General features: G+C 62.3%; 25 protein-coding genes. 10 read left to right on the top strand and 15 right to left on the bottom strand.

Features of this window, described 5'->3' with window-relative positions; translation table 11 throughout:
- Positions 1-88: 88 nt before the first annotated feature.
- On the top strand, positions 89-2,158 hold the full coding sequence (locus AC04PT_RS15810; RefSeq protein ID WP_482874690.1) for a GumC family protein: 2,070 nt from the start codon (positions 89-91) through the stop codon (positions 2,156-2,158).
- A gap of 34 nt (positions 2,159-2,192) precedes the next feature.
- On the opposite strand, the gene AC04PT_RS15805 is transcribed toward AC04PT_RS15810, so the two are convergent.
- From AC04PT_RS15805 to AC04PT_RS15790, 4 genes are all read right to left on the bottom strand, one after another.
- On the bottom strand, positions 2,193-2,921 hold the full coding sequence (locus AC04PT_RS15805) for a sugar transferase (RefSeq protein WP_482874689.1): 729 nt from the start codon (positions 2,919-2,921) through the stop codon (positions 2,193-2,195).
- Between the two features lie 331 nt (positions 2,922-3,252).
- Positions 3,253-6,375, bottom strand: a complete 3,123-nt coding sequence (locus AC04PT_RS15800; protein WP_482874688.1) for an efflux RND transporter permease subunit — start codon at positions 6,373-6,375, stop codon at positions 3,253-3,255.
- Positions 6,372-7,559 carry an efflux RND transporter periplasmic adaptor subunit gene (locus AC04PT_RS15795; RefSeq protein WP_482874687.1) on the bottom strand — a complete coding sequence of 396 codons (1,188 nt, stop codon included), beginning with the start codon at positions 7,557-7,559 and terminating at the stop codon, positions 6,372-6,374. The genes AC04PT_RS15800 and AC04PT_RS15795 overlap by 4 nt, the downstream gene beginning before the upstream one ends.
- Positions 7,549-8,067, bottom strand: a complete 519-nt coding sequence (locus AC04PT_RS15790; protein WP_482874686.1) for a GbsR/MarR family transcriptional regulator — start codon at positions 8,065-8,067, stop codon at positions 7,549-7,551. Before AC04PT_RS15790 ends, AC04PT_RS15795 begins: the two co-directional genes overlap by 11 nt.
- 621 nt (positions 8,068-8,688) lie before the next feature.
- Between AC04PT_RS15790 and AC04PT_RS15785 the strand changes: the two genes are divergently transcribed.
- From AC04PT_RS15785 to AC04PT_RS15770, 4 genes are all read left to right on the top strand, one after another.
- Complete coding sequence (locus AC04PT_RS15785; RefSeq protein WP_482874685.1) at positions 8,689-8,934, top strand: ribbon-helix-helix domain-containing protein; 246 nt, start codon at positions 8,689-8,691, stop codon at positions 8,932-8,934.
- A gap of 200 nt (positions 8,935-9,134) precedes the next feature.
- Complete coding sequence (locus tag AC04PT_RS15780; protein ID WP_482874684.1) at positions 9,135-9,506, top strand: helix-turn-helix domain-containing protein; 372 nt, start codon at positions 9,135-9,137, stop codon at positions 9,504-9,506.
- Between the two features lie 138 nt (positions 9,507-9,644).
- A complete protein-coding gene (locus AC04PT_RS15775) occupies positions 9,645-10,154 on the top strand; it encodes a metallophosphoesterase family protein (RefSeq protein WP_482874683.1) in 510 nt (169 codons plus the stop codon).
- Between the two features lie 544 nt (positions 10,155-10,698).
- Complete coding sequence (locus AC04PT_RS15770) at positions 10,699-11,160, top strand: hypothetical protein (RefSeq protein ID WP_482874682.1); 462 nt, start codon at positions 10,699-10,701, stop codon at positions 11,158-11,160.
- A gap of 129 nt (positions 11,161-11,289) precedes the next feature.
- Here AC04PT_RS15770 and AC04PT_RS15765 read toward each other — a convergent pair whose 3' ends face one another.
- Genes AC04PT_RS15765 through AC04PT_RS15740 form a run of 6 tightly spaced genes read right to left on the bottom strand, consistent with a single transcriptional unit; the run spans position 11,290 to position 15,409 of the window.
- Positions 11,290-12,636 (bottom strand): dihydrolipoyl dehydrogenase family protein, encoded by a 1,347-nt coding sequence (locus AC04PT_RS15765; RefSeq protein ID WP_482874681.1) that lies wholly within the window; start codon positions 12,634-12,636, stop codon positions 11,290-11,292.
- Positions 12,637-12,684: 48 nt separating this feature from the next.
- The gene (locus tag AC04PT_RS15760; RefSeq protein WP_482874680.1) at positions 12,685-13,047 is read right to left on the bottom strand and encodes a hypothetical protein; all 363 of its coding nucleotides are present in this window, start codon (positions 13,045-13,047) and stop codon (positions 12,685-12,687) included.
- Positions 13,048-13,051: 4 nt separating this feature from the next.
- Positions 13,052-14,467: a mercury(II) reductase gene (gene merA, locus AC04PT_RS15755; RefSeq protein WP_482874679.1), complete on the bottom strand. Its 1,416-nt coding sequence runs from the start codon at positions 14,465-14,467 to the stop codon at positions 13,052-13,054.
- A gap of 12 nt (positions 14,468-14,479) precedes the next feature.
- Positions 14,480-14,710, bottom strand: coding sequence for a mercury resistance system transport protein MerF (gene merF, locus AC04PT_RS15750; protein ID WP_482874678.1), 231 nt, complete (start codon positions 14,708-14,710; stop codon positions 14,480-14,482).
- Positions 14,707-15,000: a hypothetical protein gene (locus AC04PT_RS15745; protein WP_482874677.1), complete on the bottom strand. Its 294-nt coding sequence runs from the start codon at positions 14,998-15,000 to the stop codon at positions 14,707-14,709. The genes merF and AC04PT_RS15745 overlap by 4 nt, the downstream gene beginning before the upstream one ends.
- Positions 15,001-15,013: 13 nt before the next feature.
- Complete coding sequence (locus AC04PT_RS15740) at positions 15,014-15,409, bottom strand: mercuric transporter MerT family protein (protein ID WP_482874676.1); 396 nt, start codon at positions 15,407-15,409, stop codon at positions 15,014-15,016.
- Between the two features lie 75 nt (positions 15,410-15,484).
- On the opposite strand from AC04PT_RS15740, the gene AC04PT_RS15735 reads away from it, so the two are divergent.
- On the top strand, positions 15,485-15,916 hold the full coding sequence (locus AC04PT_RS15735; protein ID WP_482874675.1) for a MerR family transcriptional regulator: 432 nt from the start codon (positions 15,485-15,487) through the stop codon (positions 15,914-15,916).
- A 311-nt stretch (positions 15,917-16,227) separates the two neighbouring features.
- Positions 16,228-16,644 carry a VOC family protein gene (locus tag AC04PT_RS15730; RefSeq protein ID WP_482874674.1) on the top strand — a complete coding sequence of 139 codons (417 nt, stop codon included), beginning with the start codon at positions 16,228-16,230 and terminating at the stop codon, positions 16,642-16,644.
- 62 nt (positions 16,645-16,706) lie between these two features.
- Here the strand turns inward: AC04PT_RS15730 and AC04PT_RS15725 are convergent, their stop codons facing one another.
- The 4 genes from AC04PT_RS15725 to AC04PT_RS15710 form a co-directional block, all read right to left on the bottom strand.
- Positions 16,707-17,822 (bottom strand): alanine racemase, encoded by a 1,116-nt coding sequence (locus tag AC04PT_RS15725; protein ID WP_482874673.1) that lies wholly within the window; start codon positions 17,820-17,822, stop codon positions 16,707-16,709.
- Positions 17,819-18,895 carry an N-acetyltransferase DgcN family protein gene (locus tag AC04PT_RS15720; protein WP_482874672.1) on the bottom strand — a complete coding sequence of 359 codons (1,077 nt, stop codon included), beginning with the start codon at positions 18,893-18,895 and terminating at the stop codon, positions 17,819-17,821. The genes AC04PT_RS15725 and AC04PT_RS15720 overlap by 4 nt, the downstream gene beginning before the upstream one ends.
- Positions 18,896-19,109: 214 nt before the next feature.
- Positions 19,110-19,796 carry a hypothetical protein gene (locus tag AC04PT_RS15715; RefSeq protein ID WP_482874671.1) on the bottom strand — a complete coding sequence of 229 codons (687 nt, stop codon included), beginning with the start codon at positions 19,794-19,796 and terminating at the stop codon, positions 19,110-19,112.
- Between the two features lie 103 nt (positions 19,797-19,899).
- Positions 19,900-20,253, bottom strand: coding sequence for a hypothetical protein (locus AC04PT_RS15710; RefSeq protein WP_482874670.1), 354 nt, complete (start codon positions 20,251-20,253; stop codon positions 19,900-19,902).
- A gap of 434 nt (positions 20,254-20,687) precedes the next feature.
- Between AC04PT_RS15710 and AC04PT_RS15705 the strand changes: the two genes are divergently transcribed.
- Positions 20,688-21,104 carry a hypothetical protein gene (locus tag AC04PT_RS15705; RefSeq protein WP_482874669.1) on the top strand — a complete coding sequence of 139 codons (417 nt, stop codon included), beginning with the start codon at positions 20,688-20,690 and terminating at the stop codon, positions 21,102-21,104.
- A 170-nt stretch (positions 21,105-21,274) separates the two neighbouring features.
- Positions 21,275-21,475, top strand: a complete 201-nt coding sequence (locus AC04PT_RS15700; RefSeq protein ID WP_482874668.1) for a hypothetical protein — start codon at positions 21,275-21,277, stop codon at positions 21,473-21,475.
- A 52-nt stretch (positions 21,476-21,527) separates the two neighbouring features.
- Here AC04PT_RS15700 and AC04PT_RS15695 read toward each other — a convergent pair whose 3' ends face one another.
- Positions 21,528-22,259 (bottom strand): Crp/Fnr family transcriptional regulator, encoded by a 732-nt coding sequence (locus AC04PT_RS15695; protein ID WP_482874667.1) that lies wholly within the window; start codon positions 22,257-22,259, stop codon positions 21,528-21,530.
- A 143-nt stretch (positions 22,260-22,402) separates the two neighbouring features.
- Between AC04PT_RS15695 and AC04PT_RS15690 the strand changes: the two genes are divergently transcribed.
- Entirely contained in the window at positions 22,403-22,639 is a 237-nt protein-coding gene (locus AC04PT_RS15690) for a hypothetical protein (protein ID WP_482874666.1), read from the top strand.
- Positions 22,640-23,069 lie beyond the last annotated feature (430 nt).

Here is a 23,069-nt window from a genome sequence, read left to right as displayed (position 1 = left end):
CCGCCGACGTGCTGCACTGGCCCTGCCCGGCAAGACCGATGGTGCAGACCCCGGAACGGACGATACGGAACGATGACAAGGCAGGTACATGCAATACACCCCCAGCGAGCCTTACAGGGCGTTCCCAGAGACCGAAAGCAGCCCCATTGGTATCGTGTCGCTGTGGCGGCTGTTGTGGCGCAACAAGCTCGCGATCATCCTGCCGGCCGCTTTGTCGGCGGGTCTCGCCGCTGCGCTGGTGCTGCAATCCGATGACATCTACTCGGCCGAAGCGCAGATCCTGCTGACCCGCGGCAACCTTGAGATCGTGGAATTCGACAGCGCCGGCGGGTTCGCGCTTGAGCCCGGTGCTCTGTCCAATGCGCTGACCATTCTGGACTCGCGTACGCTTGCGACGCGGGTGATCGAACGCCTGAACCTGACCGCCGATCCGCTGGTCGATTCCAGGTTCGACCCCGAAGAAGCCCTGCCGGAGGACGAGGTCTATTCGGAGGCACAGGCGCGGCAGATCGCATTGGATTGGCTTGGCAATGTGGTTCAGATCAACGCCGAGCAGAACACCAACGTAGTGTCCATCCGCGCGGTGACGACCGATCCGCAGATGTCGGCCGATATCGCGAATGCCTATGCCGAGGGCTATCTTGATTACCAACGCAGCCTGGGCCGGGATGAGACCGAACGCGCCGCCGAGGCGCTGGAACAGCGGGTGAGCGAGTTGCGGCTGCAACTCGAGGCAGACCAGAAGGCTGTGGAGGCGTTCCGAGGCAGTGAGCAGAGCATCACCCCGCAGACGGCCGAAGCGCTCGCCGCCGAGGCGGCCTCGGTCCGCGCCCGACTGGAGACGACCGAGGCCACGCTGGATGACCTCGCCACGCTGCTCGGACAGCTTGATACTGCCGAAGCCGATCAGCTTGGTGCGCTGCGCCGGCTGATCGACGGCAGCGCCATATTGGAACGGCTGGAACGAGCGGCGGTGAACCGGCAGGTCGCTGCGGGCAGCTTCGACGCGGACGTAGAGGCGCTGCGCGGCGCGGCCGAGGCGGAACGCGCGCGGCTGGGTCGTCTGCGTGATGCCCTGACGCAGAGCCGGGCCGCCATCGAGGCGCAGATCTCGGATGCAAGCGCCTATCAGGTCGGTCTGCGGCAGCTTGAGGTCGATCTCGACACCACCTCGCAGGTCTATGCGGCCTCTTTGGCGCGCCTCAAGGAATTGTCGGTACAAACCGGATTGCGCGATGCCGGGGGCCAGATCCTGGCCCGCGCGGAACTCCCGCACAGGACGTCGGCACAAGGTCGGCGCCGCACGGTCGTGGTCGCGCTGTTTCTGGGCCTGTTCGCAGGCATCGCCTATGTGCTGCTGCGTGACGCGGCCAACGACCGCGTGCGGCGTGCCTCGGACCTTGCCAATCTGGCAGGACCGGAGCCGGTGATCCAGATACCGGCGATCAAGGGTGGCATGCTGGCCCGAAGGCGCGCCAAGGACAGACGGGCGGCGCAAACTGCAACCGGCCCTTTCCATGAAGCCATCCGGACGCTGCGCCAGCAACTTCTGACAGCCAATGTCGGTGACAGGGGTCCGTTTACCGCTGGCGTCTTCTCGGCCCTGCCGAACGAAGGCAAGTCGACAGTAACAGATGCGCTGGCGCGCAGCCTGGCCATGATCGGCAAGCGGGTGCTTGTCGTTGACGCGGACATGCGGACCGGGGCGCTGTCACGATCCATGAACATCAAGCCGGACGCGCCCGGCCTGAAAGGCGTTGTCACCACCAAGCTGGATTACGCCTTCGCCACCGTCAAACTGGCCGGTCCCGGTTATGACCTGCTGCCGAGCGGCCAGTCCCCTGCCAATCCGGCCGACCTGCTCGAATCACCGCGTTTCAGCGACCTGGTGGTTGCGCTACGTGATCACTACGATGTGGTTCTGTTTGATACGCCGCCGTTGCTGGTGGTGCCCGACGGACGCAGGATCGCGGCGCAGATGGATCGCCATGTCTTCGTCGCATCCTATAACAAGAGCCCGCGCGCGGCAGTGCGCGAAGCGCTTGCCACCCTTGCGGGCGTCGGATCGGATCGGCCTGTGGTGGTGCTGTGCAACGTGCCCGAGGCGCTAGAAAAGTCGTGGCTGAATAGACGCGAGTACGACGCCTATGCCGGCTGAACGAGCGGGCCGCCGCGCCCCGCGCCCCATCTGATCAGCGACCCGTGGCGCGCAGGATGGAGATGACCGTTCGGGCGATCAGTTTCAGGTCGGTCTTGGCCGAGATGATCTTGGAATAGCACCAGTCGAGATAAACGCGATCCTCATAGCTGAGGTCGTTGCGCCCCGAAACCTGCCACAGCCCGGTAATCCCGGGCTTCATCGACTTGTAGGTCTGGCGATGCCGGCCGTATTTGTGCAGTTCGTAACGGACGACCGGGCGCGGGCCGACAAAGCTCATCTCGCCGACGATGACATTCCAGATCTGCGGCAGTTCATCTAGGCTGGTCCTCCGCAGGAATTGGCCGAGCCGGGTGATGCGGGGATCGTCCGTCAGCTTGCGATCCCGGTCCCATTCCGCCGCCGCGTCGGGATTGTCGCGAAGGTGTCTGCGAAGTTTCCTCTTTGAATCGACATCCATGGTTCTCAGCTTCCAGCACCTGAACACCTTGCCGTGGTGCCCGATACGCCGGTGGCCGAACAGCGGTTGTCCCCCGTTGCGGGACACCACCACGACCAAGATGACGATGATCGGCACGACGGCTGGCAGCATCAAGAACGCCAGCGCCAGATCAAATACGCGCTTGCCGCCTTTGCGGTAAAATGTAGAATTTGGGAGTAATGTTTGAGGCTGCTCGCCGACCTTCTGAATTGCCGAATCAGACATGCTTAAACTCCAAAAACTAAAAACCTCCCGAGCTCGTACAAAGCTCCGGTCCTCCATGGTACGGCGAGTCTCAAGCTGGCTGCGGCGCTGTTATGGGTGAAAAACCCGTGCGTTACGCGATTTTTGTGGCGCCCTCGATAATAGGCTTGGTGCCACGGAACTGTCGACTCCATGAAATTCTTAACACAACAACAATCTTACGATTTCTATTGAACACGAAAAATCGCTTGATGTCTTTGAATTTTAACCAAGTCCGAACCAGACAAGATCCTTTTGACTTCAAGTACGGGAATCGTATCACGCGGGACCGAGCCGGGTGGCCAACCTGAAGCGCCCGAGCGGCTGCGGCGCGGCGACGTGGTATTCCACGCCGTCGCGCCGCTTCGCGTCATGCCGCCTGCGGCTCTGCCGGGACGTGCCGCGCCGATCTCCGCTCGCCCAGCATCAGCATCGCGGGCGTCACGATGAGCGTCAGGACCGTCGCGATGAACAACCCGCCGGCGATGGCGGAACTGAGTTCGGTCCACCATTGTGTCGATGGCGCGCCGTAGACGATCTCTCGGGTGAAGAAGTTCAGGTTCAGGCCAATGACCATCGGCATCAGCCCAAGCGCGGTCGTCACGGACGTCAGGATGACGGGGCGCAGACGCTGCGCGCCGGTGCGCAGAGCCGCTTCCAGGGGCGACCGACCCAGCTTCTTCAGATCGTTGTAGGTGTCGATGAGAACGATGTTATTGTTCACCACGATCCCTGCCAGCGCAATGACACCGATCCCACCCATGACCACACCGAACGGGCGGCCCGTCACGATCAGGCCGAGCAGGACGCCGGCAATCGAGAAGACGATCGCGCTCATCACGACGAAGGCCTGATAGAAGTTGTTGAACTGCAAGACGAGGATCACGAACATCAGGAAGATCGCGGTCACGAACGCGCCGACCAGAAAGATCATGCTTTCGGCTTGGTCTTCGGCTTCACCGGCGAAGCTGAAGGCCACGCCCTCCGGCAGATCGGCCTGTTCGAGCGCAGCCGTCAGGGCCACCACCTGATCGTTCACCAGCACGCCCGGCGCCACATTGGCCTCAATCGTGGTGACGCGTTTTTCGTCGACCCGGCGGATGACACCGGTGCGCTCGGACGGCTCGAACGTGACGAAGTTTGAAATCGGGACGAGACCAGCGGACGTGGGCACGCGCAATCCACCGAGTTCCGCGAGCGAGCGGTCCTCGCGTGGGAAGCGGACCCGAATATCAAGCGACCCGTCGATATCGTCAGGACGGTAATCAGCCACCGTGATGCCTTGGGTGAGCAGCTGGACCGCTTGGCCAAGCAGGCTGACATCGGCCCCGAAACGCGCGGCTTCGGCGCGATCGACTAGGATCGAGACCTCGACTCCGGGGACCGGACGCGTATCGGTCACGTCGGTGAAGCCACCCAGACGGTCCATGACGTCGCGCACCTGTTGCACGGCTTCAGCCTGAGCATCCGCGTTTCGCGCGGTGATTTGCAGGTTGATCGGTTTGCCGGACGTCGGCCCGCCACTTTCGGTTTGCACCTGCACGTCGATGCCCGCGATGTCGGACACGCTTTCACGTATATCGACGCCGATTTCGGCCGCGGTTCTCCGGGTGTCCCAAGGGACCAGTTCCAGTTGCAACGTGCCGATGGTTTCCTCGTCGCCCTGCCCGGCGCTCATCGTCGAGCGTGCATAGATGCTGGCGATTTCATCGTAGCCAAGGATCCGATCCTCGACCGCGCGCACCAGGGCATCCCGTTCGAAGATCGAAAAGTTGTCGCGGGCGCGCACCTGGACTTGCATGAAATCCGGCTCGACAGAGGGAAAGAACGTGATCCCCTTGCCAACCTGACCGTAGAGGGTGAACCCGCCCAGCAAGAGGGCAATGGCAAGCAACAGGGTCGTGCCGGGCCGCAGAATTGCCCATTCCAGAAACCGGACATAACGCCCGGTCAGGCCGCCCATCTCGCGCGGATCGCCGAGTTCCGCGGCGTGAAGCGCGGCCTTGGCCTCGGCGGACTGGGGTTGACGCTTGCCGATCAATCCGCCGACGACGGGGATAAAGATCAACGCCATGAAAAGCGATGCAAAGAGCGTCAGGATGACCGTGATCGGCAGGAATTTCATGAATTCGCCAACCATGCCCGTCCAGAACAGCAGTGGAAAGAACACGCTCAGGGTTGTCGCTGTCGATGCAATGATCGGCCATGCCATGCGTTTCGCGGCAAAGGCATAGGCTTGACGGGGCGGCACGCCCTCCTGCAGCTTGCGGTCGGCCAATTCCGTCGTGACGATAGCGCCGTCGACCAACATCCCGACCACGAGGATCAGGGAGAACAGCACGACGATGTTCATGGTGAAGCCCATGGACCAAAGCGCGATGACACCGGCCAGGAATGCACCCGGAATCGCCAGGCCGACCAGCACGGCGGACCGGGCGCCGAGCGCCGACACGATGACGATCATCACAAGGATCACGGCAGCGATGACGTTGGCTTCGAGATCGCTGAGCAGGTCCTTCACCTGCTTGGACTGGTCCTGAAGATAGGTGATCTGTATAGTGTCGGGCCAATCTGCCTTCAGTTCTTCGACCAGCGCCTGCACCTCGGCGACCGTCTCGATGATGTTCGCCCCCGATCGCTTGGTCACCTCGAGCGCCAAAGCAGGTTGGCCGTTGATACGGGCGAAGGACGTCGGGTCCTCAAACGTGCGCCGGATGGTTGCGACATCGCCGAAGGTGACAACGGCATCGCCGCGCACCTTGACCGGCATCGCCAGTACGTCTTCGAGATCCTCGATCAGGCCCGGCACTTTCAGCACGATCCGGCCCGATCCGGTTTCGATGGCACCCGCGGCAATCAGACGGTTGTTGCGCTGGATCTGCCCGATGAGTTCATCGAACGACAGATTGTAGGTCTGGAAGACGGTCGGATCGATCAGCACTTCGAGAAATTCGAACCGCTGCCCGCCGATATCGACCTCAAGCACACCTGGCAGGCCTTCGATTTCCTCCTGCAGCGTATCGGCAAGATCGTTCAGCGTACGCTCCGGTACCGGGCCGGACAGGATGGCCGTGATGATCGGAAACAGGGCCGTGTTGATCTCGGTGATGGTGATGTCGCGGGCGTCTTCCGGCAGATCGCTTTGCACCCGGTCGGCCGCCTCGCGCACCTTGTCGAGCGCTTCGTCGTTGTCGCCACCCGGCGTGAATTCCAGTTGAATGCTGGCAAAGCCTTCGGAGGCGTCCGACTTCATGCTGTCCAGGCCGGAAATTGATCCAAATTCGGTTTCCATCGGCTCCAACAGCAGGCGTTCGGCATCTGAAGGGCTGATGCCGTCCAAGCCCGTCGAGACGTAGAACAGGGGTAGCGGCACCTCTGGATTTGCCTCCTTGGGGATCGAGACATAGGCGTAGGCACCCACGGTCAGAATGGCGATCAGTGCCATGACCACGATGCGCGACCGCGAAAACGCGGCGTCGATGATGCTGTTCATTGCGCTTGTTCTCCGGCACTCGGCGCGACTGTCTCGCCCTCGTTGACAAAGCCCTGACCCACCGTGATCAGGTCGACCTCCTCCGGCAGACCGGTGACCCAAATGCCGTCAATCTGCGCCTTGACGACCTCGATCGGGTAGAACGTGACGACGTCGTCGTCATCGACGGTCTTGGCGCCAAGTTCGCCCTGCGCGTTCAGGGACACGATGGACGGCGACATGAAATGCGCCGCCGTTTGGCCGGTGGGTATGACGACCTCGGCCGAAATGCCTGCGGGTATCGCGCCATCTTCATTTGCCACCTCGATCTCGGCGAGGAACGTGCGGGTTTCGGATGCGGCGGAGGTGCCGACGAAACTGACCGTGCCCCGACGTTCTTCGCCGGTGATGAAGCGGACCGTTGCGGGCTGTCCGACCGCGAGCAGTGTCAGGGATTGCTGTGGCACCTGAATCGCGACGGTGAGCGGCGTGATGTCCACCAGCCGCCCGACCTCCGACCCAGCCGACACAAACTCACCTTCATCGAGGTTCAGCGTCTCGACCCGCCCGGCGAAGGGCGCGGTTATGACCAGCGCCTTGGCGGCCTCTTCTGCCTTGGTGAGCTGCGCCTGCGCGGCCACGAACGCGGCTTGCGTTTCCGAAACACGGGTTGCCGTCGAAACCCCGCGTTCGAGTAGCTGCTGGGCATTCTCGTAATCCCGCCGCGTTCTGGCCACCTCTTCTTGCGCGCGTGCGATTTCCGCATTGCTGTTTGTCGGGACAAGACGGGCAATCGCCTGTCCGGCCTCGACGTCTTCGCCCTTGCGGACAAAGATCTCGGCCACATCGCCGGTCGTTTCCGCCCTCAGCATGGTGTCGCGGTCAGGAAGGGCTTGCCCCTCGGCCTGATAGAACTGTGTGACGGTTTCCGCGACAGATTTGGAGACCGCGACGGCGACCGGTTTCGGATCTTCCCGAACCACAACTGGAGCGGCGTCTTCGGATGGAATGATGAAGCCGCTGCCCATCCAGCCCACCAGCACAACCACGAGTAAGCCGGCGATCCATAGCGAGCGCGACGCGCCTTCGTCAGATGCGAAGGTCAGCCTTTGCGGACTTTCGGACGGGCCGGCGGAAATCGGTGCCGGAGTTGGCGTTTCGACGACGTCGGTTTCGTCACGGTGCTTGGTCATGTCATCCATCATCACGTTGGCCCTTCGGGACTGTGGGCAGATGCCCGATGTTCTGTTTGTCGGGGTTGCCGAGTTTGCTGAGCGCGAGGCCGACGGCGGCGTCAAGCGACGCATAGAAATCCGAATGGGCCTTGAGACGCGACACCGCTCCGGCATCGGGGGGCAGGCTCTTGATGGTTTTCTCGATGTCGTCTCTGATGACGCGGTTCCGTTTCTGGATACCTTCGAGCATCGTGGCATAGGGATCGGGCGCGAGTTGCAGATAGTCCGTCCGATCGCCGGGCTTGGAGATGCGTTTGATCAATCCACGCTCTTCAAGCAGGCGAATGCTGGTGCTGATGCTGGCGCGGCTGACCTGCAACCTGGTTGCGAGATCGCTGAACGATACCGCCTCACCGTCAAAGATCAGCAGGCCGAACACGCGGCCGGCGATGCGCGGCAAGCCTTCCGACTGAGAGATCAGGCCGGTCTTTTCTATGAAATCGGTGCGAACCGCTTCAACGGAAGCATGATCTGACATGGGGGGCTCCTATTGCGATGGCAGGGCATCTACTGGATAAGCGCTCGACCTGTCAATTTTGTTCAGAGCTAACTGAACAAACGTAACGTCACTTTTCTGAGGCCATGTCTGATTGGACTTTCGCGGGGGAGGCCGGGCTGAAAAGCCATGGCCGGAGTGGCCTCATGCATGCATGCCACCGGAACCGCCAACGTGCGCGCCGCGGAGGGATGGTGACGCCTGCTGTCGGATGGTCCGAGAGGAAAAGATTGTTCTGGATTAACGCTGGATCGCATGGCTGCGCGGCGCGAAGAACCTTCGCGCCGCCACCAGAAAACCCTACAACCTGCTGTAGGGACGCGCATATTTTTTCGTCTGGCACGCGGGGGATCAAGGACTTAGCTGCGTTCCGCGCGCAATTTTTTTCGCGACCTGCGCGCATATTTTTTCGGATCGTCACGCCGTCCATAGAAGGCGCTTTCTGTTAGACGACAAAGGCCGTCAACGAGGCTGAGCGCGCTGGCGACAGACCCCCTTAGATAAGAATGTAGCCACTTCCTGCGCTTGATCCGGGCAGCCCGCCCTCGGCCGGCATCAACCCGTCGTCTTGCCAAAATTTGCCGAAGGCCTCAATTTGCTCGCATGGTTACGACGAATATCTTCTTGCCGGATGACATGCGCTCAGCAGTGGACGCTCAGGCCAAGGCACGCGGCTACGGCACTGCGAGCGAATATGTGCGCGATCTGATCCGGCGCGACCTGGATCGGCAGGCACTTCGCACGCTTCTTGATGAAGGTCGCAAGAGCGCGCGAGACGAGCCCCTCTCCCCACAGACTTTCGACACCCTCAGGGAGCGAGCCGTCCGGGTAGCTGACGAAGCTTCCTGACGGAGCGCGCCCAATGCGCCTGATTGCACTACCCGAAACGAGTCCAAGTGCCGGTCTATTTGTAAGTGGGGGACAGGACAGGCAGGCATCAAGCGACGAGGTTGGCCAGACTGGCCGGACGCGAGTCAAAAACCTCTCAAGTAACAAATCAATTCATAGCAAATGTGCTATACTACAACTCGACAACGGAGATACTGGTAATGGCGAAAAGTTACACATCCCTCCGAAACGCGCTCCATCTCGCGCATCCGCAGCTCGCGGAGCGCCAAGCCAAGAACGTCCGCAAGCGTGAGATCGCCGTGAAACTGCGCGCTTTACGCGTTGCACGAGGACTAACCCAGGGGGAAATTGCGGCGGCCGCGGGTATGACCCAATCGATGGTCGCACGGCTGGAATCCCTGTCCGGGCCCGTGCCAAGCCTTGCGTCCATCGAGCGCTACGTGATTGCGTGCGGTGGCCACTTCGCGCTGCTCATCTCGGACAGGCAGATCGATAGCGATGATGCGTTCAGGGACGCTTTCGAGAAGGCCCGCGGCCGTATCAGTTCGGATATCGACCTCGATGTTGAATAGCGCGAGCCACCAATCAACTCTCTGACAAGGAGGTGAAAGGGCAGGATGAGCGCATACTCAGTCTCATGGAGCCGTCCGCATTCTACTGTCGCGCCAAGCCAGTCTCCGAGACGCTAAACACATACAGGACTTCCTTCGATGACCACCGACGCCTTCACTGTGCAGTCTCCTCGCCCGCCGTCTCGCGACGAGCTTGTCGGCGTCATCTCCGATACTCACGGCCTGCTCCGACCCGAAGCGCTGGAAGCTCTTCAAGGCGTCGGCCACATCCTGCATGCCGGAGACATAGGCGATCCAGAACATCTTGACGCGCTCGCACGCATAGCGCCTTTGACGGCAATACGCGGCAACATCGATCGCAGTTTTAGGGCTCAGGACCTGCCCAAAACGGCGAACCTCACGATCCGTGGGCTGCATATTTACATGATCCATGACCGCAAGGATCTAATGGCCGATCCGGAGGCCGCAGGCTGGGATGTCGTGATCTCGGACCATTCGCACAAGCCCAGCATTGAAGAGGCCGGCCCAATTCTCTGGTTGAATCCCGGGGCAGCCGGCCCGCGCCGCTTTCGGCTGCCGATCACGCTAGCGTTCCTTTGGGCGGAGGATGGCAGCCCCCGTGCCATGATCCACCAGTTGCCAGTTTAGACCGCCGCTGATTAAGCGCGAACATCTGAACCGGCCATTCGGACGAGCCTGACATAGTTGCCCTTGCCGCGGGCAGCAGATCACCCGCTCGCGCGGGGGCATTCCTTTCATAGGGCCGAGAAGCGGGGATGCTTTCGCAGGGGCAGGACCAGGCCCTAAATCTTGGGCCGTCCGAAGACCCCCCTGCGCGACTGCGAGTGCTGGTATGTATGCGGTATTGCCTCGTTACATACCGGTATTGCTCCGTTACATACCAGTGTTGCCAAACCCCTACTTGCCAGCCTATTGTGCCAGTCCGTCCAACCGACACTGTCGTTTGTGATCAAGTTGCCGTTGAAAGACTACACGGTGGGCGATCTCACTGTCGGACCTTCCAGGACGTCAGGACGCGCGGCACCTTCACTCCGTAGTGCTAAACGGCGGCGTGCAGTATCGCCCAGGGTGCGATGGTCCCTTTCGAGCGGGAGCGGGCCTTTGCTCCGATCATGGTTTTTCGTTTTGCTGGCAAAGACCAATCTGCTGAGCACCAGACAGGAGACACGACATGAACGCCACTCAGCAACTCGACCTGATCGACCAGACTTTTGCCGGTCCTTACGGAGCCTTACCTCTCACAGATTGCCTTCGCAGGAAAGGCAGTCGCTGGTCGGGAAGTGCTTTGCCGCCAGGCATAAAGAAGGGGCCTCAAAGACAGTGCTTTCGAAATGCTTGGCAACTGAGCCTTTCGCATGGGTTTCCTTACTGTGAGGGCTATGGATGGGACGTCGAACTGGGGGCGCTCCCGTTCTCTCACGCCTGGAACCTCTGCCCCTCCTCCGGACGTGTCATCGACGCGACATGGGCCATAGGTAAAGGCGCGGTCTATCTTGGCATCGAACTATCACCGAAACAGCTAATGAAGATCATTGATTTGACTGAGCGTTTTGGGGTCCTGCAAGATGGTCGAGCGAAAAACCTTGAACTCGTCGAGCAAGCCCTCGCTTCGCAGCCGATATCAGCCGAGTAGGCTACTGTCGGTTGATTGCGACGTGCGAGAGATGGGTCCAGGTGCGACGGACCTTCGGCCGTCGGGCTTCTGTCTCTTTAAGCTGTTAGCCGACATTGGTGGATCGCGCAGCAATGGGCCGCTGGTATTTCAGAACATCGACCCGATGTCGGATGCGCCCGTTGGGTAAGCTGCGGGCATGGCCTTCAACTGCGCCGCGGTCAGGCCCAGCTTGATCGCCAGGGAGAAGACGTTGATCAGTTCGGCGTAGTCGGGCCCGAACATGTGCGCGCCGAGGATCTTGCCGTCCTTGCCGGTAATGACCTTCGCGCCCGCATGGCTTTCGCCAAGCCGCTTCTGCGAGAACCAGCCCGAGGTGTCTGTGAAGCTGACATCGACTTCGCCCCTATCTCGCGCCTCCTCCTCGAGGAGACCAACCCGGGCCAGCTCGGGGATGGTAAACACGACGCTCGGCACGCCGGTATAGTCAGGCTCGGTGCGGTTGTTCTTCAGCATGTTCGAGGCTGCGATCTTGCCCTCGAAGACCGCTACCGGGGTCAGCGGTTTGCCGGGGGATGCGGCGGCATCGCCTGCTGCGAAGATGCGCGGGTTCGACGGCGATTGGAGCCAGGGTGTGACCTTCACGCCGCCATGCTCGGTCTCGATCCCGGCAGCAGCGAGGTTGAGATGGTCGATGGCAGGCGCCCTTCCAGCGCCGTGAGCGAGGAGATCGGCCTCGATGGCATGGTTCTCGTCCCCCTTCCGGTAGGCCACGCGGTGGGCTCCCTCCGCCCCCTCGATCCGCTCGATCGCGGCCTCGGGGATGATCTCGATCCCGGCCGCGCGGCTGCGCTCGATCAGCATGTCGACCAGATCGGGGTCGAACATCTTCAGCTGCCGCGCGCCACGGTCGAGGATGGTGATCTCTGCCCCGGCCCGTGCCGCGATATGGGCGAACTCGAAGGAGATGTAGCCGCCGCCGACGAAGACGATCCGGTGGGGCAGCTCGGCGAGGTTCAGGAAGTCGGTGCTGTCGATCAGCTTTTCGGCGCCGGGGAAGTCGAGCGGCCGCGGCTCTGCTCCTGTAGCGACCAGGGCATGGCGGAAGCCGATCTCGCCATGACCATCGATCTCGATACGGTCTTCAGCCGTGAAACGGGCACGACCGTGCAGCGTTCGCACCCCGGCCTCCCGCAGCCCGCTCTCCATGCTCTCGGGCACTGGGTCGGTGAAGCTCTCCTTGTGTTTCATCAGCGCGGGCCAGTCGATCCGGGTCTCGCCCGCAACGCCTTTGCCCTCAAGTCGCCGAGCAGCCTCGATCGCTTCAGCACCGGCACGCAGCATCTTCTTCGGATCGCAGCCCCTGAGCGCGCAGGTGCCGCCATAAGGAAGTTCGTCTACGATGGCGACGGTCCAGCCGGCCATGCTGCATTTCTTCGCGGCGTTGATCCCGGCCATGCCGGCACCGATGACGATCAGGTCGAGTGTGTCGCTCATTTATGCTCCTCGTTTCTTACGTGTTGGGCCGGGGAAGGCGCCCTGCTTTCAGCGGTATCTGCCCATGATGCGCTCGCTCAGCCCCCAGATCGCGGCCATGCCACCGCCCGTCGCCAGCCCGAGCCACAGCCAGCCTTTGTCGCCCAGTGGTATCAGCCCGGTGCCGTGTGCCAGCACCGGAAGCGTCATCGCCAGCAGGAAGGGCCCCGTGTAGCGGCAATGCACCCGACCGCACCGCCGAGAATTGAACAGGCAGGCCCCGCCCATCCAGACCAGCGCGAGCAGCCAAATACCGGTCTTGAGACCATCGGGCAGCGGGATCGCCAGGATCATGGCGCCGAGGGGGAGCCACCAGGCAAGAGCAGTGTTCCGGGCCGAGCCGAGGAGATCGTGCTTTGATCTTTCGCTCATGGGGTCACCCGGCGCAGCAGCTGAGCGCTGCCACGTCCTTCTCAAAGGTCTGTGCGGCGAGCTTCAGCCCTTCGACCGTGGTGAGATAGGGCATGATGGTGTCGCCCAATTCCTCATAGGTGAGCCTCGCCCTGAGCGCCATCGCCGCCGTCTGGATACTGTCGGCGCCCTCCGGGGCGAGGATCTGCGCGCCCAGCAGCCGCTTGCTGCCCGCCTCCGCCACCAGCTTGATCAGCCCGCGCGTGTCGCGGGCGGCAAGCGCACGGGGCACGCCGTCCAGTGGCAGGACCGAGGTGACCACCTCGTGCCCGGCGGCCTGCGCCTGTGCCTCGCTCAAGCCCACGCCCGCCACCTGCGGATCGGAGAAGATCACCCAGGGCATTGTGGCGTTGTCATAGCTGCGCGCATCGCCCGCCACCGCATTCCGGGCTGCGAGTTTGGCGCCGTAGGCCGCCATGTAGACATACTGGTCGCGCCCCGTGACGTCGCCTGCGGCCCAGACCTTCGGGTTGGCGGTGCGCATTTGCGCATCGACGACAATCCCGCCATGTGCATCGGTCTCGATGCCGGCGGCGCCGAGGTTCAGACCATCGCTGTTCGGCACCCGTCCGGTAGCCAGCAGCAGCTGCTCGGCGTCGAAGGCTTCTCCGTCCGTGGCGGTCAGACGCACGGTATCCCCGTCGCCTGCCACGCTCTCGTAGCCGGTGACCCGCGCCAGGCGGATGCCTTCTTCGGCGAGGTAGCCCTCCAGCGCCTCGGAGATCTCTGGCTCGGCCTCCGGCAGCACGCCACGACGACTGACCAGCGTCACCGCGACCCCAGCACGGGCGAAGAGCTGCGCCAGTTCCACGCCGATGTAGCCCGCGCCGAGCACCAGCATCGAGGCAGGCAGAGTGGTCATCTCCAGCGCGGAGGTACTGTCGAGCGCATCCACGCTTTCGATGCCGCGGATGGCGGGCACATGCGGGCGGGACCCGGTGGCAATGACGATCTTCGCTGCCGGAAAGGCCGCGCCGCCCACCGTCAAGCAACCCTCGTCGTCGAAGCGGGCGTGGCCCTCAATGTAGTCAATATTCTCGTGCCGGGGCAGAACGTCGGCGTATTTCGCCGCGCGCAACTCTTCTACCAGCGCCTGCTTCTGCGCCACTGTCGCGGCCCAGTCGTTCACTCTGGCGTTGGCCTCAATTCCGTCAAAGCGGCCCGCGGCACGGGCATGGTGCAGGCTCTCCACCGCGCGGATCAGCGCCTTGGAGGGCACGCAGCCCACATTGACGCAGGTGCCACCGATGGTCCCGTCGCCGATCAGCGCCACCCGCGCCCCGGCCTCGGCGGCGGTGATGGCGGCAGAGAACCCGGCCGAGCCTGCGCCGATCACGGCAAGGTCATAGGCGCCGCCCTTGGGGGTGCAGCAATCTTTCATGTCAGCCTCTCTTCAGTTGATGCGTCGGCGCCGCCAGAGCGCGTAGAGGGTGATGCCGATGAACAGCGCGAGCGCCGGCAAAAGCACTATGTCGAGCCAGCCCAGCACGGCCGACAGCCCGACCGCGCCCAGCAGGATCACGAGGATCGGGGTAAAGCAGCATAGCGCCACGAGGACGGTGCCGATCAGCCCGTATTGCAGGAGGCGGTCGTTTTTGCCCGAAGGTGCCTCGGGCCGGGTCACGAGCCGTCTTCGACGAGGGTCGCACTGTAGCCGACGCCAGTCACTGCCGCGACCAGGGCGTCGGGATCGGTGACTGCGTCGTCGTAGTGCAGCAAATAGGTGCCGTCCTCCGCCTTGCCCTCGGTGAACTCGGCGACCCGGACGGTTTCCACCTTCTTCAGGGCGGTGGCGACGATGTAGCTGCACGAGGGGCAGGTCAGCCCGGTGACGTGCAGACGGGTCTCGGCCTCGGCGGCCAATGACATCACAGGAGCGAGCATTAGCGTCGCGGCAAGTAGGGTTCGTTTCATCGGGGTCTCCGTGTCAGAAGGTCAGAATGCGCGGGGCGACATAGGGAAAGGCCAGGGCGAGCAGCACGACTGCCAGCGCGCTCCAGAGGAGCGCCCGCATCACGCCCCGATCCATCGGCCGTGCGCAGGCGCCGGTGCCGCAGGAATTGGCGGGCACCGGGCGATAGGCCTTCCAGAAGCCATAGCCGAGAGCCACTGCTGCGAGAGTGAAGGTCACCCATTTGTAGGCGTAGAGTGCCGTGAGCTGGCCGATAAAAACGCCGGTGACGCCAAGGCTGACAAGGACCAGCGGCAGGATGCAACAGGAGGTCATCGCCAATGCGCCAAGCACACATGCACCAGTGGCAGCCCATCCAGCCCTGTCCGGTTGGTCTCCGGCCTGTCGCTCTGTCTCAATCATCTCGCTCATCGCTTCACCTTGGTTGCCGCTTGATGACAGGCAAGATAGGGTCTGTAGCAGCTACAGAATCAAGGGGGTTTTCTCATGTCCGACGATCACGCCATCGCGAGCGATCTGAAGCGCTCCGACCTCGCGCGCCTGACCGGCTGCAATCTGGAAACGATCCGCTACTACGAGAGCGTCGGCCTGATGCCCGATCCGCCGCGCACGGCGTCGGGCCATCGCCGCTACGGCGCACCTCATGTGAAACGGCTGAATTTCGTGATGCAAGCCCGGGATCTTGGCTTTACCATGGAAGAGATCCGCGGTCTTTTATCCTTGGTCGATCGAGGCAGCCATACCTGCGCCGAGGTCGAACGTGTAGGGCGCCACCATCTCGACGTCGTCCGCGCCAAGATCCGCGACCTTCAGGCGATCGAAACCATTCTCTCCGAGACCATCGCACGCTGCACCGGCACCGATACCCCTGACTGCCCACTGCTCGATGTTCTCAACGAGGGGCAGGCCAATTCATAACGGAAATGACGGACGTCCAAATAGCTTTGGCGTGTGCGAGACGCATCGAAAGGCAAAAAATCTCTTTTATCCCGGAACGGGGTCGCGAACGGCCCTCACCGGACATTCGCCGGGATGGCTATCGCTGCCAAGCAGTTTCCCCGAACCGGTCATCCATGCATCGTGCAGCATGGCCTTGCAGACGTAGGTCGGCAGTGCGGACAGAGTGAGCTTTCGCTGCGGCTGTTGCAATGGCAGCTTCGGCCGGTGCTACTCTCTCGATGGATGGCGGCCCATCGCCTTCGCCGAGACTTAGGGAGGAAAACCATAAAATGATTGCTTACGTCACCGTTGGTGCAGACGACATCGTGAAGGCAGAACGCTTCTACTCAGCATTCCTCCCAAGTCTTGGCTACCGCCTGGAAAAGTATCATGGGGACTTGAGTTACATCTTGCCTGCCGAAACAGGTCATTCCTCCGTTCAGCCCGATTTCTACGTCAAATCCCCTTTCAACGGGCAATGTGCATCGGCTGGGAACGGCGTAATGGTCGCGTTCCAGGCGGGTTCGCAGAAACAGGTCCGCGACCTTCATGTCGCTGCGTTAGTCGCGGGCGGAACCAACGAGGGGCAGCCTGGCTTCCGAGCCTCGTATGGCCCCTACTTCTACGTGGGCTATGTTCGTGATCCGCAAGGTAACAAGGTCGCGCTGTTCTCCAGCGAACCTAACGAACCCGCGCGCGATGGATAACGCCAGAGCCGACATTCAGGCCATGAAACAAGTGCGAGAACTCGTCAGATCGCGTCGTCAGGTCAGAACCCACCGGTGAGTGACCGACTGCCGTGACTTGTCGCTGCCGTCGACGTGTCGGGCCGTGCGACTTTTGCGACGTCATGGGCGCTCATTGCGCGCATCAATGCGCTGTAATTCATCCCCATGGTCATCTCGGACCCGACAAGGGCCATAGGGTTAGTGGAATAGATGACAGCATGGTCGCTCGTCGCACCCTGGCTGACGACACCCTCGGGATAGGCGAGGCCGCAGGTGTCGGTATCCTGCTGCCCGACAGCAAGAACCGAGCGGGTCGGGCAGTCGCCATTTCGCACCAGCCTGAGAGGTGCAGGCTTAAGGTCTCGCGCCGTTGCCAGTGCCTCCCGCAGTTTGAAGCTTGTCTCGATGACCTCGGCCACGAAGGAGAAGGCATCAAGGTGAAGCCCGTCAATTGGCTGCCCCGTCACCGGGTCGATCCCCAGAAGGATCGCCTCGCCCAAACGCAGATTGTTGACCCGCCCTGTGGCGGCTGTGCCCAGCGCCCAATGCAGGTTGGCCGAGCCACCGCCGGACACCACGTCCACGAATGGACCGCAGGCCGCTTCGACCGCGTCGGCAAGGCGTGACAGCAATGCCATGTCGTCCGTGGTCGGTGCCGTATTGCCCAGACAGGCAAAATTGGCGGCAATCCCCTTGAGCGCGAGGCCGGGCAGGTTCACGATGCGTGCGGCGAGCTCCGCGAGGTCGTCGGGCAAGATGCCTTCGCGGTTGTCACCCATTTCGACCATCAGAACCACGTTGTGCACAATCCCGTGCAGCCGGGCCGCCGCGGCCAGCTTCTGGATCGTGTCGGCTTCGGTGTTGTAGCTGCTGTCACAACATTGAACGACCGCTTCGATTTCGCCCTGCATGGGAGCGCGGATCAGCGAGATCGGGGCGGTGATCCCGGCCTCCCGCATGCGAAGAACATTCGAGAGGCGCGCGTCCGCCAACCCGACAGCACCGCCCTTCAGCATCGCGCGGGCGACATCGGGGTGGCCGCAGACGGCCTTGGTCACACCGGTCACGGTGATCCTGAGGGCGGCGAGACGCTCGACGAGGCAGCGCGTGTTCTCGATGATCTTTGTCAGATCGATCTCGACACGCGGCGCGGTCATTCCGCTGCCACGACGGTGCGTAATCGCGGGAAGGCCGTGAGAACCATGTCGGTCAGAAACGCCGGAGACCGGGCCAGCGCATCGGTCACCGGGATACCCAGTTTATCGGGCAGATCTGCGATGGCCGTCTCAAGTTCGGCATCCGTCATCCCCTCGTGATTGAGCGTGACGCCGATCACCCGGGTGTCCGCGAACGCCTGGATGATCGCGATCTCGCTTGCCGGGGTGGGCATGGGCATGGCTGGGAAGTCGCAGCGGTGGGCGCGCCTGGGCGCATGCTGGAGGATGACCGCATGCGGCTGGCTGCCTCGCAAGATGAAGGCCGAGGTGCAGAAGGCCGGATGACTTAGCGCGCCCTGACCTTCGATCAGGATGACATCCGGCGCTTCGCCCTGCGCTGCCGCAACGATCACGCGCTCCAATTCCCCGCAGCAGAACTGCGGTGGCACCGCGTCCATCGCTATCCCGTACTTGGAGCCCTGCATCAGGCCGGTTTGGCCGGTGCCAATGAGAACCGTTCTGATCCCCTGCTCGTTCAGCGCCTTTGCCAGCACCGTGGCCGTGGTGCGCTTGCCGATCGCGCAGTCGGTCCCGAGGACCGCGATACGGATGGCCTTGACCCCTGCCACGCTGCCGTCGAACAGGCGCATGTCTTTGCTGGGCCGGGGCTTGCGGATGTCGCGGATCGTCACGTCGAACTTCGCGGCGGCGGCCGAGATCTCCGGGTCGTCGCCCAGGTATTCATGCAGCCCGCTGACGAGGTTCATGCCGCAGGCGACAGCCTCGAGCACGACCTTTCGATCCGAAGGCGTGAGCTTTCCGCTCGAAGGCGCCATGCCATAGATCAGCGTGTCGGGCACCGCAGCTTCGTGCCGAAGCGCAGTGTCGAGATCCTTCAAGATAGGAACGCCATTGGCCACGCCGTCCAGCAGGGCGCCGCTGTCGCTGCCGGCACAGTGGCTGTCGATGACCGAGAGGATGCGATAGGCCTGCGAGTGGCGCACAAGTCCGTTCGCGGTCTTGCCGTCGATCTGGCCAAAATTTCCTTCGCAATAGACAACCGCGGTCGGCACCTGTGTCACAACGGACTTGTGGAGACCATTTGCAATGACGGCAGAGCCATTGGGAGGAGCCTGAAGCCGCATGGTCGACAGCCTTGCGACGGGGATTCGAACTGCGTTCGATGTCATGAGATGTTCCAGTTTCTGGCGACCGCACTGACCCGGCTACAGTCTTGACAACTGCGTCCGGGTCCATGCGGCGCGGTTAGGTTTCGTATTGGCCAGGCTATTCGTTCAGCAAGCAGCGCCCTCGGGAGCGCTGGTGGTTCCGGTTGCATTCCCACCGGTTCCCAGTCCTGTCGAGATGCGCATTGGCGGGAAGCTCGATGGCGACGCAGCCGTCATCCACCACCTCGTAGCCGCGATTGCATCTCCAGCTTGCCCCGTAGCTCACCTCGTAGAAGTAAGCGTTTTCCGGGACATCGACGGCTTCGCAAGCGCCGTTCAACTCGCTGTAGCCACGGTTGCAGCTCCAGATCTGTCCATAGTTCGCACCGTTCGGATAGGCGTTCTCCGGCACCGTAATCTCCACGCAGCTGTCGCCCATCGCCTCATATCCGCGATTGCATACCCAGGTCGATTTGCGGGTGTCGTCGGAGAGATAGGCGTTGGCGGGCAGGATGATTTCCTTGCAGAGATCGCCAACTCGCGAGTAGCCACGCAGGCAGCTCCAACTTTCCCCTGACGGGTCAAGGTATCCGCCGGCGGGCACGGCCACCTCGACACAGGCCTTTTCGTCGACCCGAAGGTATCCGTGCTGGCAGTCCCACCCGAGCCCGTAGGTCCGGTTCGTCGGATAGGCGTTCTCGGGCACGGTGATGCTCAGGCAGGCGTCGCCTTCGGGCCGGAAGCCCCGGTCACATTCCCAACCGTCGCCATAGCTTTCCGCATGGGCGTTTTCCGGGACAGCCACGGCTTGGGCCCGAGCCGATGATGCACCCGCGAGAAGTCCGAACATCACAACCGCGATGAACAGGATCAACGTGGCTGGGCGGCACCGCGCAAGCGACACCGGATTAGGACGCATTCAGATCAAGTCCCGCAAGGCAGGCCTGCGCCAGATCACGGTTGGGTGTCTCTGTACCGGGCACGGTCGCCCATCCGGCGGCCATCACCGCATCACGCCGCTTGAAGGTCGAAGCGTCGCGGATCGTGGCAAGCTTTGCGACGCGTTGGTCGTCGGTGCGCGCATTCTCGACGCAGATGGGCAGCAATGCGGCCACCACCTCGGTCTGCGCCCTGTCACCGGCGAACTTGTCAGCTCCGCCACCGGTCATCCAGCCGCCCCACGAAAATCCGACGATCGCGACAAAGACAGCGCCGGCAACAGCGCCATAGATGCCCGGCTTGAGCCATTCGGGTGTGGTCATGAAAAGTCCTCCAACGGGGAAAGCGCCGCTTCGCTGTCATGTCTGGTTTGATCGTGCACAGGGTCACGCGCCGTTGCGCTGATCCCGGTCGGTTGCATCGTGGTCTGATCGGTGCGGCAAGGCGCGAAGTGAGGGTGAACGTCCCCTTCAATCTGGCGGAACGCGCAAGCATCGCCCGTGGCATCCATTCATCAGTGTCTTAAAGTTTCCGGTGCCGGCCTTGGGCAGGACGCATCCGTCGCGGCACATGCTCAGGGCATGGCATCTCGGATCACGATAGCGCCATTGCGTGCGCCCCATGCTGATCGAGGTTAGCACCAGACGGTTTCAGTTCTGGCAAAATGCCCAATGGCAGGGTCCCGGGCTCCGGCAGCGGGATTTGAAGACAGGCCTTGCCAAGCGGGCCAACACCCCGCATGCCGAAAGGAAGCCCCATGACGATTTCAGACGTTCTTCGACCGGATGGCCCGGACTACGACGCCTTTCTGCACGCGGAAGTGGGCGAGGATGCGACCGGCACGCGCGTGAGCGTTCTGTCAGCGCTGGCGCGTCTCGGGCTCGAACCCTGGACCGAGGCGCAAGAGCTTGCACGCCTGAAAAGGCCGGAGGCACAAGCCCGGCTCGAGGCCCACCTTGCCGAGATCCGCGACATTCCGATGCTGGCGCGCGCCAGCAGCAGCGTGGCGATACGACTCCTCGCCTTGCTGCCGAGCCGTGCACCGCCTTCCACGTCGAAACTGCCTGACGCCATATGGAGCATGGCCCCGCCGATCCCCACCCGATGGGTGCTGATTGCCCTTATCGGCGGCGTGGTTCTGGCGCGCTTTGTTTCCCTCGCGCAGGTGGGCTAACCTGCGTCAGTGCGCGGGGGCACCCGACCGGCCTATGAAGACAAGCCGTCCGAATATTGGGTCGGCATTCTTTTTTCAAATAGTAGCAGAGGCGTGAGGACCGTGTGGTTTCTCAATAGCGGCGCGATCCTTCCGCCTCTTATTCGGACAGTCCAGGAAAGGACACCACCATGAATGACGACGACCAGAGCCAGGAAAACCACACGGTCAAGCACATGGCCTCGATAAAGTCTGCCTTGGACAAGGCCCCCGAAGGCCCCAAGAAGACCAAGTCCCAGCAGCACTACGACGCTGCCGAACAGGCGCATGAGGCCGAAAACGACGAAGAAGCCCACAAGCAGCTCAAGGAAGCTGGACGCGCGCTCAGCTGAGCACGCTTCTGGCATATGAAGGTCAGCCGCCCGAGCGATGCGGGCGGCCGTTTCACGGCAACAGCGGTCGCGATTGGTCCAGATAGGCCGGATCGAAATCTGCCAGTGCTACCAGACGCTGATAATCTCCGAACCTCACGTAGCCGTCCCGAAAGGTCACCAGCCCGTCCTCGCGCAACTTGCGCAACACGCGGTTGACGTGGACGGCGCTCAACCCCAGCGCATCGGCCAGATGATATTGCGTCAGCGGACAGCCATAGCCCTCGCGCGTGCCCAACCCGACAAGCGACAGCCGGACGCCGAGTTCCAACAGGAAATGCGCCATCCGGGCATCAGCATCGCGGCGGCCCAGCCCGACCAGATGCTCGACCACCATCGCTTCGTCACGCGACACGGCCCAGAGGATGGCGGTGGCAAGCCGCGGTGTCTTGGCAAAGGCCTGGAGGAGATCGCTGACCAGAACCTCAGCCGCCTCGATGTCGACAATGGGCTCGATGCCGTGATCCGATGTGTGCAACAGGACGCTGCGCAAACCGAGGAAGTCGCCGGGGATCTGGAAATCGACGATCTGCCGCGAACCGTCGGGCTGGATCTTGTAGGACACTACCCAGCCCGACGCGAGGATATAGGCCGCCTGTTCGGATTGCCCCTGATGCACGAGGTCCTGCCCGGCCTTGAACGTCTTTCGCCGCCGGTGCAGCCGGTCAAGAACAGCCAGTTCTTCGTCGGACATGGCCACAAAGGCCGCGAGCTTGCGTGCGAGCGGACTGGTGTCCGTGGTCATCGGTTGTCCTTCGAGGGCACCTTACACTTTTGAAATCGCCTCGGTGCTGCTTTCGATCAGTTCTGCATATCATATCACAGGTCATTATGGGCACAAACCTCGCGACCTCGCTCGGTCATGCGACCCAATAAGGATCAACGCCCATGTCATACAAGATAGACCCCGCAGGTATCGCGGCCTTGTCGATCTGCGAGGCGCTGCTGCTCGCCTTGAATGATCGTGGACTTCTGCCGGAGCCCGAGATCGTCGGCATTCTGCGCGACGCGGCGGCCACCCACGAGAACGCCAATGGCACTGGGTCCGAGCCAGAGACGCACGAAGCCGCAGCTCGGCTGATCAACCAGATCATCCTTCGGGGCAACCTGTCACGGCGCTCATGAGACGTGGCATGTCATGAGAGAATGGATGGACCCGATCCGCCGCGCAGTCCGGTGCAGGCTCCTTTGGCGTCGGTCTATTTCTTCTTCAAGCCTTGGCAGGACATCCCGGCTTCGTTTTAAGCGTGTCTGGCAGTGGCTCTCCGCTCAATGTTCGGAGCGAACGGGGCGCGTCGTGGCTGTCGCAATGTCTGCTTTCGGAAATTCCTTGAAGCGTGTTTGCTTATACAGCGAAAGTCAGCTTCCCGCCGTTCAGCCCTTTCATGTCAGCCATGCCATTGGCTCGCTCCGTGCCGAACAAAATCGGCTTTTCACTGCACCCCCCCTGAACGCAGCGAGCCAGAGCGATCTTAAGAGCACGTGTAGGAGATAAGAACGACCTTGAGAAAGCGTGAACGCGACGTGCTCTCGAGGCTCCAGAATTTTTTGATCG

This window comes from Litorisediminivivens sp. KMU-197, assembly GCF_056858395.1.
The sequence above is the reverse complement of the archived record's forward strand: the minus strand, read 5'-3'. Positions and strand labels throughout refer to the sequence as shown.

Bases quoted from the DNA above. Each gene is read 5' to 3' on its own strand.
- AC04PT_RS15705 (WP_482874669.1), top strand. From the start codon at position 20,688: ATGACGATTTCAGACGTTCTTCGACCGGATGGCCCGGACTACGACGCC.
- AC04PT_RS15805 (WP_482874689.1), bottom strand. From the start codon at position 2,921: ATGGAGGACCGGAGCTTTGTACGAGCTCGGGAGGTTTTTAGTTTTTGG.
- AC04PT_RS15725 (WP_482874673.1), bottom strand. From the start codon at position 17,822: ATGACCGCGCCGCGTGTCGAGATCGATCTGACAAAGATCATCGAGAAC.
- AC04PT_RS15770 (WP_482874682.1), top strand. From the start codon at position 10,699: ATGAACGCCACTCAGCAACTCGACCTGATCGACCAGACTTTTGCCGGT.
- AC04PT_RS15730 (WP_482874674.1), top strand. From the start codon at position 16,228: ATGATTGCTTACGTCACCGTTGGTGCAGACGACATCGTGAAGGCAGAA.
- AC04PT_RS15780 (WP_482874684.1), top strand. From the start codon at position 9,135: ATGGCGAAAAGTTACACATCCCTCCGAAACGCGCTCCATCTCGCGCAT.
- AC04PT_RS15810 (WP_482874690.1), top strand. From the start codon at position 89: ATGCAATACACCCCCAGCGAGCCTTACAGGGCGTTCCCAGAGACCGAA.
- AC04PT_RS15710 (WP_482874670.1), bottom strand. From the start codon at position 20,253: ATGACCACACCCGAATGGCTCAAGCCGGGCATCTATGGCGCTGTTGCC.
- AC04PT_RS15700 (WP_482874668.1), top strand. From the start codon at position 21,275: ATGAATGACGACGACCAGAGCCAGGAAAACCACACGGTCAAGCACATG.
- AC04PT_RS15695 (WP_482874667.1), bottom strand. From the start codon at position 22,259: ATGACCACGGACACCAGTCCGCTCGCACGCAAGCTCGCGGCCTTTGTG.
- AC04PT_RS15735 (WP_482874675.1), top strand. From the start codon at position 15,485: ATGTCCGACGATCACGCCATCGCGAGCGATCTGAAGCGCTCCGACCTC.
- AC04PT_RS15760 (WP_482874680.1), bottom strand. From the start codon at position 13,047: ATGAGCGAAAGATCAAAGCACGATCTCCTCGGCTCGGCCCGGAACACT.
- AC04PT_RS15800 (WP_482874688.1), bottom strand. From the start codon at position 6,375: ATGAACAGCATCATCGACGCCGCGTTTTCGCGGTCGCGCATCGTGGTC.
- AC04PT_RS15740 (WP_482874676.1), bottom strand. From the start codon at position 15,409: ATGAGCGAGATGATTGAGACAGAGCGACAGGCCGGAGACCAACCGGAC.
- merA (WP_482874679.1), bottom strand. From the start codon at position 14,467: ATGAAAGATTGCTGCACCCCCAAGGGCGGCGCCTATGACCTTGCCGTG.
- AC04PT_RS15785 (WP_482874685.1), top strand. From the start codon at position 8,689: ATGGTTACGACGAATATCTTCTTGCCGGATGACATGCGCTCAGCAGTG.
- AC04PT_RS15795 (WP_482874687.1), bottom strand. From the start codon at position 7,559: ATGATGGATGACATGACCAAGCACCGTGACGAAACCGACGTCGTCGAA.
- AC04PT_RS15775 (WP_482874683.1), top strand. From the start codon at position 9,645: ATGACCACCGACGCCTTCACTGTGCAGTCTCCTCGCCCGCCGTCTCGC.
- AC04PT_RS15790 (WP_482874686.1), bottom strand. From the start codon at position 8,067: ATGTCAGATCATGCTTCCGTTGAAGCGGTTCGCACCGATTTCATAGAA.
- AC04PT_RS15765 (WP_482874681.1), bottom strand. From the start codon at position 12,636: ATGAGCGACACACTCGACCTGATCGTCATCGGTGCCGGCATGGCCGGG.
- AC04PT_RS15690 (WP_482874666.1), top strand. From the start codon at position 22,403: ATGTCATACAAGATAGACCCCGCAGGTATCGCGGCCTTGTCGATCTGC.
- AC04PT_RS15745 (WP_482874677.1), bottom strand. From the start codon at position 15,000: ATGAAACGAACCCTACTTGCCGCGACGCTAATGCTCGCTCCTGTGATG.